Below are 18663 nucleotides of genomic sequence, written 5' to 3' on the forward strand. Positions count from 1 at the left end.
CACCGTCCGCGCGGGGCGGGCGGACGACACGGCTCCGCGGCCGGCTGTGGAAGAGGACCAGCCGGCCGCGGAGCCGTGTCACGCCGGGATGCGGCGGCCCGTCAGCGCGTCACCGTGTGACGGGTGTCGGGCACGCAGTGCGTCATGGTCAGGCCGGACACGTCCCGGGGCGGGTTGTCGCCCAGGTTGGCGAGGCGCTTGCGGTCCTCGTCGGTAAGGTCCTGACTGGCCAGCGGTTCGAGGCCGGACACGTCCTGCGGACTGATGCCGAGACCCTCGCCGACCTTCAGGCCGAGCTCGTTCTCCACCAGCAGGAAGTGCCAGACCATCCGCTCCTGCACCGCCCGGTCGCACTGCGACAGCAGGTCGGTGAAGTTCTTCACCAGGTCGTCCCGCTCCCACTGCTCCATCAGCAGGTAGCGCTGACCCGCCTGCATGTAGTCGTTGGTGCGGGGGATCCGCTTGCGGGTGAGGCGGCCGTGGATCTCCGGCCCCTGCTCGTCGTGCGTCGGGTACCGCGCCTCGCGCAGGCCGCCGGTGATCGACGGCTCGTAGTTCACGATCGGGTTCTCACCCGCGCCGTCCTGGTGGTACGCCATCTGCCCGTCGCGCTGGTTGGTGCGCACGTCGGCGTTCTTGGCCTGGTTCACCGGGAGCTGGAGGTAGTTCGGGCCGACCCGGTAGCGCTGGGTGTCGCTGTAGGAGAAGGTCCGGCCGACGAGCATCTTGTCGTCGGAGAAGTCCAGTCCGTCCACCAGCACACCGGTGCCGAACGAGATCTGCTCGTTCTCCGCGAAGTAGTTCTCCGGCATCCGGTCGAGCACCATCCGGCCGACCGGCCGCGGCGGGAAGTCCTGCTCCGGCCAGGTCTTGGTGTCGTCCAGCGGGTCGAAGTCCAGCTCGGGGTGGTCGTGGTCCTCCATCATCTGGACCAGCAGTTCCCACTCGGGGTACTCGCCGCGCTCCACCGCCTCGTACAGGTCCTTGGTGGCGTGGCCGAGCCCCTGGGCCTGGACGTTGGCCGCGTCCTCCTCGGTCATGCTGCGCACGCCCTGCTTGGGCATCCAGTGGTACTTGACCAGGACCGTGTTGCCCTCCTGGTTCACCCACTTGTACGTGTTGACGCCGAAGCCCTGCATGTGGCGGTAGTCGGCCGGGATCCCGCGCGGGCTGAAGAGGTTGACGAGCATGTGCATCGACTCGGGCGTCTGCGACATGAAGTCGAAGATGCGCCGCGGCTGCTGCTCGAAGGTGACCGGGTCCGGCTTGAGGGCGTGGATGACGTCCGGGAACTTGATGGCGTCCCGGATGAAGAACACCCCGAGGTTGTTGCCGACGAGGTCCCAGTTGCCGTCCTCGGTGTAGAACTTCACCGCGAAGCCCCGCGGGTCGCGGGCGGCCTCCGAGGAGTCACGGCCGCCGATCACGGTGGAGAAACGGACGGCCACGTCGGTGCGCTTGCCGCGCTCGGCGAACACCTTGGCCCGGGTGAACCGCTCGATGGGCTCGTCGCCCCAGGCGCCGTACGACTCGAAGTGGCCGTAGGCGGTCACACCGCGGGCGTGCACGACGCGCTCGGGGATCCGCTCGCGGTCGAAGTGGCTGATCTTCTCCAGGAACTGGTAGTTCTCCAGCGTCGCGGGACCGCGGGCCCCGACGGTGCGCTGGTTCTGGTTGTCGTAGACCGGATGGCCCTGCCGGTTGGTGAGGACCTTCCGGTCGTCGTCCGGGGCGGGACCCTTGCCTGATACGTCCGTCACGTTCGTCGACTCCTTCAACCCGTATGTGCGGTTCTATCCCGATGTACCACGATTTTGAGTTGTCCGTTCACCGGCTGCGGCAGACGGCGTGTGGGTACCCCTGCCGCCGCCGTCGAGTCCCCCGGGCGGCCGCCTACGCGACGGGGTGGACGCCGGTGATCCGGAACCCGCTGCGCGGGCGCGTCGGTATGCGCCGCAGCGGGATGGTCAGGTCCTGGACCGGGACGTCGTACTCCAGCCGGGACAGCCGCACCGCGAGGGCCTCCAGCAGGGCGATGGTGACGGCCTCGCCGGGGCACCGGTGTCCGGTGGACGGGTCGTCGCCGCCCTGCGGCACCAGCTCGTCACGCTCCACCGGACGCTCCAGGAAGCGCTCCGGGCGGAACCGGTACGGGTCCCCCCACAGCTCCGCGTCGTGGTTCTGCCCGTACAGGTCGAGCAGTACGAGGCCCCCGGCCGGGATGTGCTCGCCCTTCCAGTACAGGTCGGCCGCGGCCCGCCCGCCGGTGAAGGGCGCGAAGGGGTAGAAGCGGCGGACCTCGTGCACGAAGGCCGCGCTGTACGCCGCGTCCCCCGCCCGCAGCGGGGCGCGGTTCTCGGGCCACCGGTGCAGGGCGTGCGCCGCGAAGGCGACGAACCAGGACACGGCGACGGTGGGGCGGACGATGTTCAGCAGCTCCACGGCGGCAGTCTGCGCGTCGAGCGGCCGGCCGTCGGCCTCACGGTGGTCCGCCACGGTCGCCACGGCCGAGCCCTCCGGCACCTCGGTCTCACCGTCGCGCACCTTCTCCACCAGGTCCGCGAGCCACGCCTCGCAGCGGACGCGGGCCCGGCGGGCGCGCCAGTGCCGTACCCCCGGGGTGGCGAAGCCGTCCACCAGCGCCACCAGGTCCTGCGCCGTGGCCTCGGTCCGGTCCCGCTCCAGCGGTATCCCGGCCCAGCGGCACACCCCGGCCGTCAGGACCTTCGCCGCCTCGTCGAACAGCACGGTCTCCGGCTGTCCGCGCCAGGCGTCCGCGGCCTCGTCCCATGCGTCCGTGACGTGTTCCACGAGGTCGGCGACCTGGGCCGGCGGAGTCAGCAGTGACAGGAACATGGCCTTGCGGACCCGGTGTGCCTCACCGTCCAGCGTGTGGATCGCCCCGTGGCCGAACAGCGTGCTGCGCACGGGCTCCGGCACGGCCTCGCGGCGGTTCACGTGCCGCTCGTCGTAGAAGAACCGGACGGCGTCGGGGCCCCGCAGTGCCACGGTGTGCCGGCCGAGCAGCCGGGCGCGGACGACCGGGCTCGCCGCGCGGCGCATCCGGTCGGGAAGCCAGGCGTAGCCCTCCAGCAGCAGGGAGCCGGTGTGGTCGGCGGCAGGGAGGGGTGAGGTACGCATGGGGCCCGGGTGCCCGAGGGGGCGCCGCGAAAACGCTTCCCCCGGGGCGCGCGTGCGGGCTGTTTCAGGGGTGCCCGCGACGGGCCGCGGGTGCCCCGGGTCGCGGAACATTCGGGTCCGTCCGCACGTTGAACGGTATGTGGACGCGGAGGGAACTGTGTCCCCGGGACTCATCCATTCGCCCACGAGGACGATCGTTCGGCTGAAGCCTCGTGGAGCCCCTCGCCGGGAGGCGACCGCCCTCCGTGTCCGCCCTCGACCGGCCCCGGCTGGGTGTCCCCCGAACCAGTCGGGGCCTTCCCCTGCCCGGGAGCCGTCCCGGTGCACACCGGACGGCGGTGGGGCCGCGTGACGGGGAGTGCTCCGGCGGACCCGCGGGAGCACTCCCCGTCCGGCGAAGTCAGGTGCGGTCGCGCTTCATGGAGCGGCCGGTCTCCTGGGCACGCTCCTGGGCCTGGCCCCTGACCTTCTTGGCCTCGCCGCGGGCCTGGTCGAGCTTGCCCTCGGCCTGGCGCTCACGGCTTCCCGTGACCTTGCCGGTCATCTCCTTGGCCTTGCCCTTCATCTTGTCCATACCGCCCTTGTCCGCCATGGTTCCTCCTTGTGTGGGGGGTCGCTTGCCCGCCCAACGTAAATGGGGATCGGGAACCACCGCCCGCTGAAGTGTCACGTTCCGTCACCACGGCCCGTCCCGTGCACGCCGTGGACCAGCGCGTACCCGAGCCGCCCGGGGTCCGTCGTCGCCCTGGTGCCCGGTACGTCGAGGAACACGCGCGACGCCAACTCGGCCGGTTAGAGCGCCTGTTCGGGCCGGACCCGTTTCCCGCGCCCGCCCGGGGTACCCGACAGGGACGAGCGGACCACACGGAGGTGTTCCCCATGAACACAGGCGTCGGCACCGAAGACCCCGCGGCACCCGAGGACGGGCGGGCGGCGGACGGGGCGCGGACCGTTCCGCCCGCTCGTGTCCCCGGGAGCGGGGCCGCCGAGGAGCGGGAGAGCACCGGCCTGGGGAGCAACATCATCCTCGGTAAGGACTGAACCCGCCGACCGGACACTGGAGTTGACGCATGGACAGGAACCCGGAGTTCACGCTGGCCGCCACCGTGCTGGACGCGCCCGACGCCCGTGAACTGTCGGTGTTCTACCGCGGCCTGCTGGGCTGGGAGGTGCGGGAGGACGGCCCGGACTGGGTGATGATCGCGCCACCGGAAGGCGGCGCCGGCCTGTCGTTCCAGACCGAGCCGCACTTCGTCCCGCCGCGCTGGCCGTCGGCCCCCGACGAGCAGCAGATGATGCTCCATCTGGACTTCGAGGTGGACGACCTGTCCGCGGCCCTCACGCGCGCCACCGCCCTGGGCGCCCGCCCGGCCGACGTCCAGCCCCAGGAGGACGTACGCGTGCTGTTCGACCCCGTGGGGCATCCGTTCTGCCTGTTCGTGCGCGATTCCGGTCCCCGCTAGTTTGCCGACGCGCATTCGAGGGAGGCGGGGATCATGTTCGAAGGCTTCGAGACCCACACCGTCCGCACGGCGGAGGCGTCCGTCTTCGTGCGCCGGGGTGGGAACGGTCCGCCGGTCCTGCTGCTGCACGGCCATCCCAGGACCTCGGCGACCTGGCACCGGGTCGCTCCCCGGCTGGTCGAGCGGGGGTTCACCGTCGTCTGCCCGGACCTGCGGGGCTACGGGCGCTCCCGGGGGCCCGCCCCGACTCCCGACCACACCGGGTACTCCAAGCGGGCGGTCGCAGAGGACCTGTCGGCCGTCATGCGCGAGCTCGGCCACACCCGGTTCGCGCTGGCCGGGCACGACCGGGGAGGCGCCGTCGCGCTGCGGCTCGCCCTCGACCACCCCGACGCGGTGTCCCGCGTGGCGCTGCTCGACTGCCTGCCGATCACGGAGCACCTCTCCCGCGCCGACACGGAATTCGCCACGCAGTGGTGGCACTGGTTCTTCTTCGCCCAGCCGGACATCCCCGAGCGGGTCATCAACGCCGACCCCGACGGCTGGTACCGGGGCGACCCCGAGAGCATGGGCCGGGAGAACTACGAGGAGTGGCGCGCGGCCACCCGGAATCCGGACGTGGTGCGCGCGATGCTGGAGGACTACCGGGCCGGCCTCACCGTCGACCGGCGTCACGAGGAGGCCGACCGCGCCGCCGGGGTACGCATCCGGTGCCCCGCGCTGGTGCTCTGGTCGCTCCGCGACGACCTGGAGGACCTCTACGGGGATCCGCTGAAGATCTGGCGGGACTGGGCGCCCGACGTGCGGGGCCACGGGATCGACTCCGGGCACCATGTCGCGGAGGAGGCCCCGGACGAACTCGCCGCGGCACTGGCCGGATTCTTCGACGGCGTCCGCGCGGACGACGCGGCGGGCCAAGGCGACGGCCGGCCGGCGTGAGCGGCGGACCTGGCCGCACGGATGGCGGTCGGCACGGCGGGCCCCCGCCCGTGACGCCCCGCGGCTCGGGCACCCGGTTCCCGAACTGCGCTCGCACGTGCATACGAGGCAGACTGGACAGTGATCTTATGACGCCGGACTCCCGGACCCCGGAGGCGACGTTGATGTCGGACACGCGGACAGGGCGGCTCGTTCCCGACGGCCGGGAGTGGGACGCGGCCAGGCTCGTACGGCTGGAGGACGAGAACGCTCAGCTCAGGCAGGCGGTCTCCTCGCACGCCGTGATCGACCAGGCGATCGGTGTGGTCCTGGCCTTGGGGGAGTTGACCCCCGAGGAGGGCTGGGAGGTGCTGCGGCGGACGTCCCAGCGCACGAACGTGAAACTGCGGCGCGTGGCGGAGGCGGTCGTCGAGTGGGCCCGCACGGGAGAGCTGCCCGAGGCCGTCAAGACAGAACTGGAGCGCGAGATCCAGCTGAGCAAGGCGCGGACGCGGGCGGTGGACCGCCTGTCCTGAGGGGCGCGCGTGGGGAGTGCCCCCGGTGCCTGAAACAGGCCCTGCCGCGCCCCCGCTCACCTGTCGAGCCCGGAGCGTCGCCGTTCCGCACCGAAGGGGTCGTTTCAGACATTCGGTCGTAAAATAGACGGCGCATTGCTGAAGCGGTAAGGATGTGAGCGCCAGTGGCCAAGAACCAGAAGGCGAAGGCCAAGACCGAGCAGGTCAAGGGCAAGGCGAAGGAAGCCGCCGGACGCGCCGTGGGCAACGAGCGCATGACCGCCAAGGGAGCGACCGAACAGTCCAAGGGCGATGCCCGGCAGGCCAAGGAGAAGGCGAAGGACGCGCTACGTCACTGACATCGACACCAGCGCCGCAACCGGGCCCGCGCACCCCTGTGCGGCGGACCCGGCTGCGTGACGGGCGTGCGGCGGACCCGGTGTCCGGGCCGTTCCGGCTGAGGCTCCGTGCCGCGGTCCCGCCCGGTGTCCGCGCCTGTTCCCTCCGGCGCGCGCGATGGTCAGCCCCCGGCGATGACCTCGGCCAGGAAACCGTCGACGCACACCTTCTCCTGCCCGGGCTGGACGACCTCGTAGGTCTCGTCCAGGAACGACATGACGGCCGGGGCCCAGGCCAGGATCACGGCGCGGTGCCGCCCCCCGTCGGTGTGCGGCTCGCCGAGGAACTCCATCCGCAGCTCCCGCCACAGCCCCGTGGACTGCGGCTCCATCCGTACGTCCCCTTCACCGACCGGGCGCTCCATCCCGTCGGCCAGCATCTGGCGGTCGAGTCTCCACCGGGCCAGGACGCGGCCGTCGTGGCTGAACACGATGGTGACGGCGAACGGATCGTCGGCCTCGTACGTCATGTGGGCCAGCACGGAGAAGCGGCCGGTGCCGCCCGCTTCGAGCTGCATGACGAGCGTCCTGTGCACGATCGGGATCAAGAGGAGCCTCCGGAGGGAACGGACCTAGAGACCCCTAGTACCCCGGCTGCGCGCATGATGCTCACGCAAATGGGGGATTCACACGGAAGTGACGGGACCGCCGTTCTCCGGCCGCGACGGCAAGGGTCAGGCACGGCAGCCGGGCGGGTCCCGGGCCACCCGCACGCCGTACCGGCGGACCTCTCGAGCGGCGCCCGGCGCGCGGGCCCACCATTCTGGATGCAGATGCGATCACGCCGCCTACATCGGGGAAGTCGAGTGCCATGAGCGAATCAGAGCTTCCGCCGGAAGGCCGGCCCGTGGACCTGTACCTCGACCTGCTCCGCCTCCGCATGACCCCCTCGGACTACGCGCTGCTGCTGCGCATGGTCGAACCGGTGCTGGAGGCGATCCAGGAACAGCGGGCCGGACCGATCGAACTGAGCCTGGAGGGCGCCGAGGGCGAGCACGTCTCGCAGGAGGTACGCGACGAGGCCTCCCTCGTCGTCGCGGTCGCCGTCACGGGCCGTCTGGACAACCAGATCGTCGAGATCGAGACGGAGGAGGCCGGCCCCGTCCGGGTCGTCACCGACTCGGGCACCGCGGCCGACCCGGCCAAGTGCCAGGAGATCGCCGAGTTCATCGGCGAGCGCCACCGTCAGGACGAGGAACTGCGCGGTATCGCGGAGGTGAGCGGTCTGCCCACGGATGTCTGAGCCCGGCCCGAGGTCCGGGCCGAGCCCCGACGCCCACCCGTTCCCGACGCCCGCCGGTTCCCCGGCGGGCCGCGACGGGTCGACCGGACGCCCGATCGCGCGACGGCTGACCGGACGCCGGCTTGTCGACCGCGCCCGGCGCCGCGCGCGCCGGGACCCTCCCGGGTCCGCACCGGCCGACGCCGTTCCCGGCGTCCACCGCGGTGTCACCAGGGCAGGAACACGTGCACGTCCTTGCCGTCGGGCCGTTCCACCACGCTGACCTGGTCACTCAGCGCCTGGATCAAATGCCAGCCCACTCCTCCGCCGCCTCCGTCGGGGCTGAACGACCGCGGTGTCGGCCGGACCGTGCTCGTGTCGTGCATGAGCACGTGCACGCCGTCGAAGGTGCGGCGCAGCTCCAGCCGGAAGGGGCCGGGAGCGTACTGCACCGCGTTGGCGGCCAGTTCCGTCACCACCAGCAGGACGTCGTCCAGGTGTTCGGCCGCCCGGGGCGGGGACACCCGCGCGAGAGCACGCAGGTAGTCCTCCGCGACGAGGCGGGCGTCGGTCACGTTGCACAGCTCACCGGCGAACGTGCTGGTGAGACTCGCTGTGTTGTCGGGAGCCAGGTCGTTGTCCCAGTGCGGCTCGGTCGTCATCTCGCCTTCCCGGTTTCGTGCGGACCGGGCACGTACGGTGCTCCGGTCTCCCCCGTCTGCCTTCTGTGGCCGGGCATGGATTCAGGCGTTGCCCGCGCCGTGCCGCCTACGCCGCCGATTCGCCGCCGCGGCGACTGGGCATCCGGCGCTTGAGCGCGCGGCGTTCGTTCTCGCTGGTGCCACCCCAGACGCCCAGGGTCTGCCCCGTGTCCAGTGCCCACTGCAGACAGGCCTCGCGGACCGGACAGCTCCTGCACACCGCCTTCGCCTCCCGGATCTGCAGAAGCGCGGGCCCGGTGCTGCCGACGGGGAAGAAGAGGTCGGGGTCGACGCTCCGGCATGCCGCAGCGTCCCGCCAGCTCTCCATGACAGTCTCCTTCGATCGAGTCGTTCCGGTCGGTGGGACTTCGTTCGTTGTCCGGGTCACCTTCAGACGCAGGAGTGAAACAGCCAACTGGGATCTGATGTGCTGAGCCGGACGCCGTCAAGGGCAGCGGTATGTGAGATGTGTCGCAATCGTGTGGTGTTCGGGCGAGAGCAGCCGCAGCTCCGCCCGGCCCGTGTAGCGGCCCGAACCGCGGAAGGTCCACAGCAGGTGCAGGCGCGCCGTCTTCTGCCCGCTCGTCACGGTCTCGCGCAGGACCGGGGAGGAGGTGCCGTCGCTGCGTATCCAGCGGTACGTCAGCGTGCCGGGTCTCCCGTCGGTGGTGACAGTGGCGACGATGTCGGCCGTGCCGTCGCAGCCGGGGGAGGGGTCGGCGGCGGTGACGGTGACGTCGCGGACGGCGACGGGCGGGGCGGACCGGTCCCAGGCCAGGAAGGCGAGGACGCCCAGCAGCACCAGCACGGGCAGCGCGTGTCTGCGCCAGGTGCGACGGGGCCGCCCGGGCGCCGCCGACGGGGCGGGGAGGGTGACGTGCGCCCGGCGTACGGTGTCGGCGGTCACGCCGGGTCCGAAGCGCAGCAGGGTGCCATCGACGCGGTCGGGGCGGGTGCCGGGGTCGAGGCGGGTGGCCTCGGTGCCGGACGGCGGCTCCACCAGGGTGTCTCCGCCGGCCGGGACCTCGTCGTGGTCCGGGCGTTGGATCCAGTGGCTGGCCAGGGCGGTGGCGCTGTAGTCGTCGTCCCGGTCGGCGCGGTCGCCGGGGACACCGGTGCGGTCGTTCACCGGATGTCACACGCCCGCGTCAGCAGCTGCTGCCACGCGGTGCCGGACGCCGCGGCGGGGTCGGTCGTGGCCTGCGCCGCCCAGTAGCAGCCCATCCCCTGGAACGTGTGGTCGACGGACAGGGTGTACGTGGTCGAGCCGCTGCGTTCGTATGTCTGCGCCGCGCCGTCCTGGGTGCCCGACTGGCCGCGGGTGTCCCCGGTGAAGAAGGCGACGGTCAGGCCGACCGGTCCCGTTCCGTCGGTGGTGACGGTGACCGTCGCCGTACCCGTCGACGGCCCGGTCTGCCGGAAGCCGGTGAGCGTGACGTCCTTGACCGCGACGGGAGCGACGGTCGGCGTCGTGCTCGGGTCCGCGGCGGTCGCCGTCGGTGTCGCGGTGCCCGCGGGCACGGACGCGGAGGCCGAGGGCGGCGCGGTGGTCTCGGCGTCCGCTCCGGACGGCGAGGGCGGGGAAGTGCCGTCCGGTGCGGACGCGGTCGGCGAGCCGGAGGGCGCGGGACCGGTGGGTCCGGCGGTCACGTCCGGCTGCGTGCTCGTGGTGGCGAGAGCCTGGGCGGCCTGCTGCGCGGTGTCCGGTGCGTCCGGCCCGGTGCCGTAGGCCAGCAGGAGGCCCACGACGAGCGCGACGGCCGAGGCGAGCAGGGCTCCTCGGCCGGGCAGCCAGGAACGCAGGCCGCGGGGGTCCTGGGCGAGGACCGTGCGGGCGGTGTCCGTGGTGCCGTGCGCGGTGCGGGGCGCGGAGGGGAGCAGCAGCAGCGAGAGGGCCACGAGCGCCGCGAGCCGGCCGCGTCCGCGCTCCTCCCAGTCGGCCCCGTAGGCGCCGTGCGCGGCGGCCTCCAGCTCCGCCACGAAGCCCTCGGCGTCCGAGGGCCGTTCACCGGGGGACTTCGCCAGACCGCGCAGGACGAGCGGGCGCAGCGCCTCGGGGACCTCCTCGGCGGGGATCTCCCCGTCCACGTGCTTGAGGGCGAGTTCGGCCATGTTGTCGCCGCTGTAGGGCTTGCGGCCGGTCAGGCACTCGAAGAACGTGGCGGTGGCCGCGTAGACGTCGGCGGCGGGGGAGGCGGGAGCGCCGGTCCACTGCTCCGGGGCCATGTACGAGGGCGTGCCCGCGATGCCGGCCGTGGTGCCGTCGGTGGCCGCGATGCCGAAGTCGACCAGTTTGGAGGTGCCTTCGGCGGTGACGAGGACGTTCTCCGGTTTGTAGTCGCGGTGCACCACGCCGAGGCGATGGGCGTCGGCCAGGCCGAGCAGCGACCCCTTGAGCAGGGTGAGCGCCGCCTCCGGGACGAGCGGCGCCTCCTGGGTGAGCAGCCTGCGCAGGGAGAGGCCGTCGACGAGTTCCATCACGATGGCCGCGCCGTCCGGGCCCTCGACGTACTCGTACAGGCCGGCCACGTGCGGGCTTTCGAGGCCGCCCAGCAGTCGGGCCTCGGCGCGGAACTCGGCGACGAAACCGGGACGCGTGCGCAGGGACTCGCTGAGGTACTTCACCGCGACGGGTAGCCCGGTCTCCTCGTGGACGGCGAGGGCGACCCGCCCGCTCGCTCCGGAGCCGAGCTCACGCGCTTCCGTGTAGCCCGGCACTGCCCAAGTGTTCATGCCCCATCCCCCCGAGACGCGGTGCGCGCGGGGCGCCCGCGGGCCCACGCGCTTCCAGTCGTGTGCTCGAAGACACGTTTTCGGCCAGTTCGGTTGCACCCTACGCCGTGGCGCACGGCGGAACGGCCCGCCGCGGTGCGCGACGGGCCGTTCCGACCTGATGTCCGAAATGCCCGAGAACGGGGCGGATTTCGGGAGGGAGTCAGCCGATGATGCTCCACGACGTGGTGCCGTTCGCCGCCATCAGCACGGCGAGCAGCACGATGTCCGCGATGCCGAGCGCGAGTCCGAGCCGCGCCCGGAAGCGGCGCGGGGTGTCACGGCGCAGCGCCATCACGGCCAGCACGATGGCGATCGGGCCGAGGACGAAGTTCAGGACGAGGAGCCCGACCAGGCCGAGCACGAAGGAGGCGACGGCCATTCCCTCGGTGTCCCGCCTGCCGGTCTCGCGCCGTGGGGGTGCGGTCAGCTTCATGGTCACGCCTTTCGGATTCGGCCGCGCCGACGGCGCTCACGGACGGCGAACACCGCGAGCCACGTGGCGATGGCCACACCGGCCACCAGGGTCACGGGCCACGGCAGGTACGCGGCCGATCCGACCACGACGGCCAGGACGACGAGGGCCACGACAAGGAAGAGCACGTCTACCTCCGTTCGTGTGCGGGCACGGGCGTCAGCGCTGATCGCCTCGGTAGCAACATGCGGTTACGGGTTTCCCGTGGCCCCGCCGCCACACCTGGGCGTGTCGGCGCTCACGTGCCGACCGTCGCCCACCCGTCGCAGACCGGCCGTCGGGAGACCCGTGTTCGCGATCGCGTTCAACCGGCGTTTGCGCAGATGGAGGTTGGCGCCGTCGTCGAGGGGTACTCCGACGATCTTCCGGGAGCGATCACTTCCGGACAGAGCCGCGAAACGAACAGGAAGGTGACCGGTGTCTGACGAGAACACCAAGAACGTCTTCGTGATCGGCCTTGACGAGGCCAACCTCCCGACGCTGAACGCCGTACCGGGTGCCAAGTCGCTGAACCTGCACCCCTTGTTGTCGGTCGAGGAACTCCAGGACGGCGAGGTGTCGGTGCCGGAGATCCTCGACAAGGCGCAGGCCGTGCTGGACGCCTTCGACGGGTCCGTCGACGCGATCGTGGGCTACTGGGACTTCCCGGTCAGCACCCTCATACCGATCCTCGCCGAGCGCTACGGGACCCGCAGCACCAGCCTGGAGTCGGTCGTCAAGTGCGAGCACAAGTACTGGAGCCGGCTGGAGCAGCAGAAGGTCACCGACCGGCATCCCCGATTCGGCAGGGTCGATCTGGACACCGACGACCCCAAGCCCCCCGAAGGCGTGCGCTTCCCGATGTGGGTCAAGCCCGCCCTCTCGTATTCCTCCGAACTCGCTTTCGGCGTCAAGGACATGGACGAGTTCCGGGACGCCGTCGCGCAGATCCGCGAGGGCATCTCCAGGATCGGCCGCCCCTTCGAGTACATCCTCGGCCAGGTCGAGCTGCCGCCCGAGATGGACGGCGTCGGCGGCGAGGTGTGTCTGGCCGAGGAGGCCATGACGGGCATCCAGGTCGCCGTCGAGGGCTACGTCCACAAGGGCGAGGTGACCGTCTACGGCGCGCTGGACTCCATCCAGTACCCGGACTCCCCGTGCTTCCTGCGCCACCAGTACCCCTCGACGCTGCCGCCGCCGGTGATCCGGGAACTCCACGACGTCACCGAGCGCGTCATGCGCCAGATCGGCTTCGAGTCGGCCACGTTCAGCGTGGAGTACTTCTACGACCCGAAGACCCAGGAGATCAACCTCCTGGAGATCAACCCCCGGCACTCCCAGTCGCACGCCGAGCTGTTCCAGTTCGTCGACGGAGTGCCCAACCACCACTGCATGTTCAGCCTCGCCCTCGGCGAGGACCCGCGGATGCCCCACGGCGAGGGCTCCTACGCGACCGCCGCGAAGTGGTACCACCGGTGGTTCACCGACGGCGTCGTGACCCGCGTGCCCTCCGCCGAGGACATCGAGCGCATCGAGCGGGAGACCGCGGGCGTCCGCCTGGACGTGGTGCCGAAGCAGGGACAGCGCCTCTCGGAGCTGACTCAACAGGACAGCTACAGCTACGAGTTGGCGCACATCTTCACCGGCGGCAGCAGCGAGGAGAACCTGCGCGAGAAGTACGACCACTGCGTGGCCGCCCTCGGCCTGGCCTTCGACGACGTTCCGCAGCGGAGCGACGGGAGCACGTCCGGCGGCCCGGCGGGCGACCGCTGACCGCCGCAGCCCCGGAACGGCCCCAGCAAGGAAAGGAGCGCGGCGCCTCATGCGTTACGTGAGCGAACTGCCGTACGCGACGAAGGAAGAAGAACACGTCGTCATCCCCATGTCCGACGGCGTCAGGCTGTCGGCGCGGATCTGGCGCCCCACCGCCTCGGACCGGGAGCCGGTGCCCGCGGTGCTGGAGTACATCCCCTACCGCAAGCGTGATCTGACCTCCGTACGCGACTCCGTCCACCACCCGTACATCGCCGGCCACGGCTACGCCTGCGTCCGCGTCGACGTACGCGGCACCGGTGAGTCCGAGGGCGTGCTCAAGGACGAGTACCTGGAACGCGAACAGGCCGACGCCGAGGAGGTCCTCGCCTGGCTGGCCGAGCAGCCCTGGTGCGACGGCGCCACCGGGATGATGGGCCTATCCTGGGGCGCCTTCGCCGCGCTCCAGGTGGCTGCCCGCCGCCCGCCGAGCCTGCGCGCCATCGCCATCGCCTCGTTCACCGACGACCGGCACCACGACGACATGCACTACATGGGCGGGGCCATGCTCTCGGACAACCTCGCCGAGGCGGGCACCATGTTCGCCTACGCCACCTGCCCGCCCGACCCCGCCGTGGTCGGCGACCGCTGGCGCGACATGTGGCGCGAACGCCTTGAGAACACCGACCCGTGGGTGCTGGAGTGGCTGCGCCACCAGCGCCGCGACGACTACTGGCGCCATGCCTCGGTCTCCGAGAACTACCAGGACGTGCGCTGCCCCGTCCTCGCCTCCAGCGGCTGGGCCGACGGCTACTCCAACGCCGTGACCCGGCTGCTCGGCAACCTGGACGTGCCCCGCAAGGGGCTGATCGGACCCTGGTCGCACAAGTTCCCCCACCTCGGCGAGCCGGGCCCGGCCATCGGCTACCTCCAGGAGGTCGTGCGCTGGTGGGACCACTGGCTCAAGGGCGTCGACAACGGCGTCATGGACGGACCCATGCTCCGGACCTGGATGCAGGACAGCGTGCCCCCGTCCACGTCGTACGAGGAGCGCCCTGGCCGCTGGGTCGCCGAACCCACCTGGCCGTCCCCGCACATCCACCCCGTGACGTACCCGCTGACCCGGCACCGGATCGAACCCCCGGGCCCGGACGGGGCGGGCGACGCCGGTGAGGCGATGACGGTGCGCTCACCCCTGTCGGTCGGCCAGTTCGCGGGCAAGTGGGCCTCCTACAACGCACCGCCGGACCTGCCCTACGACCAGCGCGAGGAGGACGGCGGCTCCCTCGTCTTCGAGACCGAGCCACTGACCGAACGGCTGGAGATCCTCGGCTCGCCGACCGTGGACCTCGACCTCTCCGCCGACCGGCCCGTCGCCATGGTGGCCGCCCGGCTGTCCGACGTGAGCCCGGACGGCGCGGCGACCCGGGTGACGTACGGCCTGCTCAACCTCACCCGGCGCGAGGACACCGAGAACCCCGAACCGCTGGAGCCGGGGCGCCGCTACCGGGCCACCGTCCAGCTCAACGGAGTGGCACAGGCGTTCCCGCCCGGCCACCGCGTCCGGCTCTCCCTGTCCACGTCGTACTGGCCGCTCGCCTGGCCGCCCCCGGAGCCCGCGCTGCTCAGCGTCCACGAGCGCTCCAGCACCCTCACGCTGCCCGTCCGGCCGACGGAGGAGCCCGACGAGATCTCCGCGGCGCCGTTCGGCGAACCCGAGGGGACACCGCCGCTCGGCGTGACCAGCCTGGCACCCCCCGAGTCCCGCTGGGAGGTCAAGCGCGACCTGGTCGACTACCGCTCGGAACTGGAGATCGTGAAGGACCAGGGACTCGTCCGCTTCGACGAGATCGGCCTGGAGGCCGGACGCCGTGCCTACGAGCGCTACACGGCCGTCGCCGACGACTTCACCTCGGCGAGCGGCGAGTCGGCCTGGACCATGCGGTTCCGGCGCGGCGACTGGGACGTGCGGGTGGTGACGCGGACCCGGCTCAGCTGCGACGAGCGGGACTTCTTCGTGGACGCCACCCTCGACGGCTACGAGGGCGAGCGCCGGGTCTTCTCCCGCACCTGGAACGAGACCGTGCCGCGCGACCTGCTGTAGGTCCGGCACCGGAGGCGTCGACCTCCGCTGTCCGGGAACCCGCGGGTGAGAAGCACGACGAAAACCGACCGAACCGATCGAACCGACCCCAGGAGTCTTCAGTCATGACTGTCCCCGAGGAGAACCGAGGCAAGACCCACACGACCGACCAGGTGCCGGCCGGCGCCGCACAGCCGCAGGAGCAGGGCGGCACCGGGCGGACGCTGCGCGAGGCGCTGGAGGAGGCGCAGGTCAGCCCGGACGACTTCGCGGAGCGGGAGGAGAAGTAGAGCGTGAGCACACTCACCGGTCTGGAACGAGCGCTGGAGCGCTTCGGAGGAACGCTGCTCGCGCACATCCGCCACAAGGAACCGGTCGAGCTGCTCGGCGCCCTGCACCGCGAATGCGACGACAACGCCGTCGTGTGCAGTGAGAGCCGCGTGGTCGTGCCGAACGCCTACGACGTCGAACTCGCCGAGTTCGCCGTGGAGGAACTCGAACGCAACGGCGACCGGGTCGACCAGTTGCTCACCGACAGCCTGGCCCGCCACGGCGAGCGCAAGGGCTACGAATGGGCCGGCCCGCTCGCGGTGCATGTCACCAAGTCCCGCCACCTGCCCAACGGGCGCTACCGGGTGGCGAGCCGTGTCATGCACCACGTGCGCGCCGACGCCTTCCAGGCGCACGCGGCGCCGGCGGACCCGCCCCTGACGGCACCCGGCCGCGGCCTGGTGCCGGAACCGGGGATGTGAGCCGCGGGCCGGACGCGGCCCGGCATTCAGCCGCCGCGTCCGGCCCGCCCCCTTCTCCCTTCCTCCGACCCCTCGGATCTTCTTTCTCCGACTCCTCCGACTCCGAGGTGTCCAAAACGCCTCCCCGCGTGCGTCGGTCCAGTGGACCGCGCGTTCCCTGACGCTCCAGCGGTCCCACGGACCGAGCCGTCCACAGGGACGGGTGAGCACGGGAGGCATGATGCGCAAACTCCACGTAGGCAGTCTGGTGTCACTGGACGGGGTGTACGGCGAACCCCGCGGCTGGGCCTCGGAGTACTTCGACGACGAGGCGGCGGAGCTGTCCCTGCGGCGGCTGCTGGCCTGCGACGCGATGCTGATGGGCCGCAACACCTACGAGTACTTCGCCCCCGCCTGGCCCGCACAGTCCGGGCCGTATCCCGACCGCCTGAACGCGATGCCCACATACGTGTTCTCCTCGAAACTGACGACGGCGGAGTGGAACAACACGACGATCGTCCCCGGGGACCCGGTGCGGGCCGTCGAGGGGATGAAACGGCAGGACGGGGGCGACCTCGTGATCTACGGCCTCGGACAGCTCGCCCGGACCCTCCTGGAACACGACCTGGTCGACGAGCTCGACCTCTGGGTCCACCCCGTCGTCCTCGGCGCCGGGGCGCCCCTGTTCCGGCCCGGGCAGCTGAAGCGGCTGCGCCTGCTGTCGGCGCGGCCGCGGGCGACGGGCGTCGTGTCACTCCGCTACGCCGGGACCCGGGACCCGGGACGCCGACGGCGACCGCCCGGCAGGCTGATCCGGGACGCCGACGACCGTGAGGAGGCACCATGCCGCAGTACCTGCTCCTGCTGTACGCGCCGGAGGCGGACGAGGCGGAACACGCTCGGCGCTGGTCCGAGATGCCGCTGTGGACGGAGGTGACCGACAGCCTGCGCGAGGCGGGGCTGCTGGTCGCCAACGCCCCGCTGCGCGGGACGGACACGGCGACCACCGTGCGGGTACGGGACGGGGAGACCGACCTGACCGACGGCCCGTTCGCCGTCACGAAGGAGATCCTGGCCGGTTTCTACCTCCTGGAGTGCGCCGACCTCGACGAGGCCCTCCGGCAGGCGGCGCGGCTGCCCACCGCACGCTACGGATCGGTCGAGGTGCGGCCGGTCATGGGCGCGGGTGAGGTGCCGGCGAGCGACGCGGCGGCCCCGTGACCTCGGCGCAGCGTCCGGCCGGCCCGGAGGCGGCGGAGGATCCGGTCACCCGGGCGGTGACGCGGTTCTTCGCGGAGGAGCGCGTCGCCGTGCTGGCCACGCTCATCCGGCACGTCGGTGGCGACTTCCAGCTCGCCGAGGACGCCCTCCAGGACGCGCTGGCCTCCGCGGTCCGCGCCTGGCGACGGGACGGGGTCCCCAGGAATCCCGGGGCGTGGATCACGGTGGCGGCGCGCAGGAGCGCGATCGACCGGCTGCGGCGGGAGAGCTCCCAGTCCGAGCGCGCCGGGCGGCTGGCGGAGTCGGCCCGTCTGGGTGGAGAGGACACGGCGGTGGCCCACGACGACGACATCGAGGACGACCGGCTGCGGCTGGTCTTCACCGCCTGCCATCCCGCCCTGGCGCCCGCGGCGCGCGTGGCGCTGACGCTGCGGGTCGTGGGGGGACTGACGACGGGCGAGATCGCACGCGCGTTCCTGGTGGCCGAGCCGACGATGGGCAAGCGGATCGTGCGCGCCAAACGCAAGATCGCGGCGGCCGGCATCGCGTACCGGGTGCCCACGGCGGAGGAGCTGCCCGAGCGGCTGGAGGCGGTCCTGCGCGTCGCCTACCTGATCTTCAACGAGGGGTACAGCGCGAGCGCCGGCACGGTCCTGGTCCGCGGTGAGCTGTGCGCCGAGGCGATCCGGCTCCAGCGGCTCCTGGCGGAACTGCTCCCGGAGGAGGCCGAGGTGTGGGGGCTGCTGGCGCTGATGCTGCTGCACGACGCCCGGCGCGCGTCCCGGGTGAGCGACGGCGGTGACTGGGTGGCCCTCACCGAGCAGGACCCCTCGACATGGGACCGGGACCGGACGGCGGAGGGAGTCGGGGCACTGACCCGCGCGCTGCGGCTCGGAGCGCCGGGCCCCTACCAGCTCCAGGCGGCCGTCACGGCCCTGCACATGAAGGGCGTCGAGGAGGGCGCCACCGACTGGCCCCGGATGGCTCACCTCTACGGTGTGCTCGCCGGCCTCGACCCCTCGCCGGTCGTCGCGCTGAACCGTGCCGCCGCCGTCGGTTTCGCCGAGGGGCCCGAACGGGGGCTGGCGCTGCTCGGGCCGCTGCTCCGGCACCCCGCGCTGTCCGGTTACCCGCCGCTGCACGCGACCCACGCCGACCTGCTCGGGCGGAGCGGCGACCCGGCCGGCGCCGCCGAGGCGTACCGGCGGGCGATCGCGCTCAGCTCCAACGACGTCGAACGCGCCGAACTCCGGCGCAGGCTCGGCCGGTCGGCCTGAGGCGGTCGCCCGCCC

General features: G+C 72.0%; 23 protein-coding genes. 13 read left to right on the plus strand and 10 right to left on the minus strand.

All coding sequences use genetic code 11. The features are described 5' to 3' along the window. Nucleotides 1-101 precede the first annotated feature (101 nt). The 3 genes from ACFYQQ_RS24345 to ACFYQQ_RS24355 all read right to left on the minus strand — a co-directional run bounded on the left by ACFYQQ_RS24345 (nt 102) and on the right by ACFYQQ_RS24355 (nt 3733). Complete coding sequence (locus ACFYQQ_RS24345; protein ID WP_355793569.1) at nt 102-1760, minus strand: catalase; 1659 nt, start codon at nt 1758-1760, stop codon at nt 102-104. A gap of 133 nt (nt 1761-1893) precedes the next feature. After that, nucleotides 1894-3141, minus strand: a complete 1248-nt coding sequence (locus ACFYQQ_RS24350) for a cytochrome P450 (RefSeq protein ID WP_355793571.1) — start codon at nt 3139-3141, stop codon at nt 1894-1896. Nucleotides 3142-3541: 400 nt separating this feature from the next. After that, nucleotides 3542-3733, minus strand: coding sequence for a CsbD family protein (locus ACFYQQ_RS24355; RefSeq protein ID WP_355782814.1), 192 nt, complete (start codon nt 3731-3733; stop codon nt 3542-3544). A gap of 287 nt (nt 3734-4020) precedes the next feature. Here ACFYQQ_RS24355 and ACFYQQ_RS24360 point away from each other — a divergent pair, with 287 nt between their 5' ends. The 5 genes from ACFYQQ_RS24360 (at nt 4021) to ACFYQQ_RS24380 (ending at nt 6396) form a co-directional block, all read left to right on the plus strand. Beyond that, on the plus strand, nt 4021-4182 hold the full coding sequence (locus ACFYQQ_RS24360; RefSeq protein WP_355782811.1) for a hypothetical protein: 162 nt from the start codon (nt 4021-4023) through the stop codon (nt 4180-4182). 29 nt (nt 4183-4211) lie between these two features. Next, the gene (locus ACFYQQ_RS24365) at nt 4212-4604 is read left to right on the plus strand and encodes a VOC family protein (RefSeq protein ID WP_355782809.1); all 393 of its coding nucleotides are present in this window, start codon (nt 4212-4214) and stop codon (nt 4602-4604) included. Between the two features lie 33 nt (nt 4605-4637). Further along, nucleotides 4638-5543, plus strand: coding sequence for an alpha/beta hydrolase (locus ACFYQQ_RS24370; protein WP_355782806.1), 906 nt, complete (start codon nt 4638-4640; stop codon nt 5541-5543). A gap of 128 nt (nt 5544-5671) precedes the next feature. After that, nucleotides 5672-6058: an ANTAR domain-containing protein gene (locus ACFYQQ_RS24375; protein ID WP_355782803.1), complete on the plus strand. Its 387-nt coding sequence runs from the start codon at nt 5672-5674 to the stop codon at nt 6056-6058. Nucleotides 6059-6222: 164 nt separating this feature from the next. Beyond that, nucleotides 6223-6396: a CsbD family protein gene (locus ACFYQQ_RS24380; RefSeq protein ID WP_355782801.1), complete on the plus strand. Its 174-nt coding sequence runs from the start codon at nt 6223-6225 to the stop codon at nt 6394-6396. A 161-nt stretch (nt 6397-6557) separates the two neighbouring features. Here ACFYQQ_RS24380 and ACFYQQ_RS24385 read toward each other — a convergent pair whose 3' ends face one another. Continuing rightward, the gene (locus ACFYQQ_RS24385; protein ID WP_388905073.1) at nt 6558-6953 is read right to left on the minus strand and encodes an SsgA family sporulation/cell division regulator; all 396 of its coding nucleotides are present in this window, start codon (nt 6951-6953) and stop codon (nt 6558-6560) included. A 293-nt stretch (nt 6954-7246) separates the two neighbouring features. On the opposite strand from ACFYQQ_RS24385, the gene ACFYQQ_RS24390 reads away from it, so the two are divergent. Continuing rightward, a complete protein-coding gene (locus ACFYQQ_RS24390) occupies nt 7247-7678 on the plus strand; it encodes a hypothetical protein (RefSeq protein ID WP_355782795.1) in 432 nt (143 codons plus the stop codon). Nucleotides 7679-7884: 206 nt separating this feature from the next. Here ACFYQQ_RS24390 and ACFYQQ_RS24395 read toward each other — a convergent pair whose 3' ends face one another. The 6 genes from ACFYQQ_RS24395 to ACFYQQ_RS24420 all read right to left on the minus strand — a co-directional run bounded on the left by ACFYQQ_RS24395 (nt 7885) and on the right by ACFYQQ_RS24420 (nt 11733). Then, nucleotides 7885-8319, minus strand: coding sequence for an ATP-binding protein (locus ACFYQQ_RS24395; protein ID WP_355794841.1), 435 nt, complete (start codon nt 8317-8319; stop codon nt 7885-7887). A gap of 106 nt (nt 8320-8425) precedes the next feature. Continuing rightward, nucleotides 8426-8686, minus strand: coding sequence for a WhiB family transcriptional regulator (locus ACFYQQ_RS24400; RefSeq protein ID WP_355794839.1), 261 nt, complete (start codon nt 8684-8686; stop codon nt 8426-8428). Between the two features lie 117 nt (nt 8687-8803). Continuing rightward, nucleotides 8804-9487, minus strand: a complete 684-nt coding sequence (locus ACFYQQ_RS24405) for a hypothetical protein (RefSeq protein WP_355794838.1) — start codon at nt 9485-9487, stop codon at nt 8804-8806. Then, a complete protein-coding gene (locus tag ACFYQQ_RS24410) occupies nt 9484-11091 on the minus strand; it encodes a protein kinase (RefSeq protein WP_388905076.1) in 1608 nt (535 codons plus the stop codon). Before ACFYQQ_RS24410 ends, ACFYQQ_RS24405 begins: the two co-directional genes overlap by 4 nt. A gap of 202 nt (nt 11092-11293) precedes the next feature. Continuing rightward, nucleotides 11294-11566: a DUF4190 domain-containing protein gene (locus tag ACFYQQ_RS24415; RefSeq protein WP_355792121.1), complete on the minus strand. Its 273-nt coding sequence runs from the start codon at nt 11564-11566 to the stop codon at nt 11294-11296. A gap of 2 nt (nt 11567-11568) precedes the next feature. Continuing rightward, nucleotides 11569-11733: a hypothetical protein gene (locus tag ACFYQQ_RS24420; protein ID WP_355792118.1), complete on the minus strand. Its 165-nt coding sequence runs from the start codon at nt 11731-11733 to the stop codon at nt 11569-11571. Nucleotides 11734-12022: 289 nt separating this feature from the next. Here ACFYQQ_RS24420 and ACFYQQ_RS24425 point away from each other — a divergent pair, with 289 nt between their 5' ends. The 7 genes from ACFYQQ_RS24425 to ACFYQQ_RS24455 all read left to right on the plus strand — a co-directional run bounded on the left by ACFYQQ_RS24425 (nt 12023) and on the right by ACFYQQ_RS24455 (nt 18648). After that, nucleotides 12023-13357 (plus strand): ATP-grasp domain-containing protein, encoded by a 1335-nt coding sequence (locus tag ACFYQQ_RS24425; RefSeq protein WP_355792115.1) that lies wholly within the window; start codon nt 12023-12025, stop codon nt 13355-13357. Between the two features lie 49 nt (nt 13358-13406). Beyond that, on the plus strand, nt 13407-15440 hold the full coding sequence (locus tag ACFYQQ_RS24430; protein ID WP_356239819.1) for a CocE/NonD family hydrolase: 2034 nt from the start codon (nt 13407-13409) through the stop codon (nt 15438-15440). A gap of 104 nt (nt 15441-15544) precedes the next feature. Beyond that, nucleotides 15545-15709, plus strand: coding sequence for a hypothetical protein (locus tag ACFYQQ_RS24435; protein WP_355784083.1), 165 nt, complete (start codon nt 15545-15547; stop codon nt 15707-15709). A gap of 3 nt (nt 15710-15712) precedes the next feature. Next, nucleotides 15713-16171, plus strand: a complete 459-nt coding sequence (locus ACFYQQ_RS24440; RefSeq protein WP_355784085.1) for a DUF3662 domain-containing protein — start codon at nt 15713-15715, stop codon at nt 16169-16171. 217 nt (nt 16172-16388) lie between these two features. Further along, complete coding sequence (locus tag ACFYQQ_RS24445) at nt 16389-17087, plus strand: dihydrofolate reductase family protein (protein ID WP_355784088.1); 699 nt, start codon at nt 16389-16391, stop codon at nt 17085-17087. Continuing rightward, nucleotides 16994-17371 carry a YciI family protein gene (locus ACFYQQ_RS24450; protein ID WP_355784091.1) on the plus strand — a complete coding sequence of 126 codons (378 nt, stop codon included), beginning with the start codon at nt 16994-16996 and terminating at the stop codon, nt 17369-17371. The genes ACFYQQ_RS24445 and ACFYQQ_RS24450 overlap by 94 nt, the downstream gene beginning before the upstream one ends. Continuing rightward, complete coding sequence (locus tag ACFYQQ_RS24455; protein ID WP_355784094.1) at nt 17368-18648, plus strand: sigma-70 family RNA polymerase sigma factor; 1281 nt, start codon at nt 17368-17370, stop codon at nt 18646-18648. Before ACFYQQ_RS24450 ends, ACFYQQ_RS24455 begins: the two co-directional genes overlap by 4 nt. Nucleotides 18649-18663: the final 15 nt, after the last annotated feature.

This window comes from Streptomyces sp. NPDC005496 (genome assembly GCF_042872045.1).
Lineage (GTDB): Bacteria > Actinomycetota > Actinomycetes > Streptomycetales > Streptomycetaceae > Streptomyces.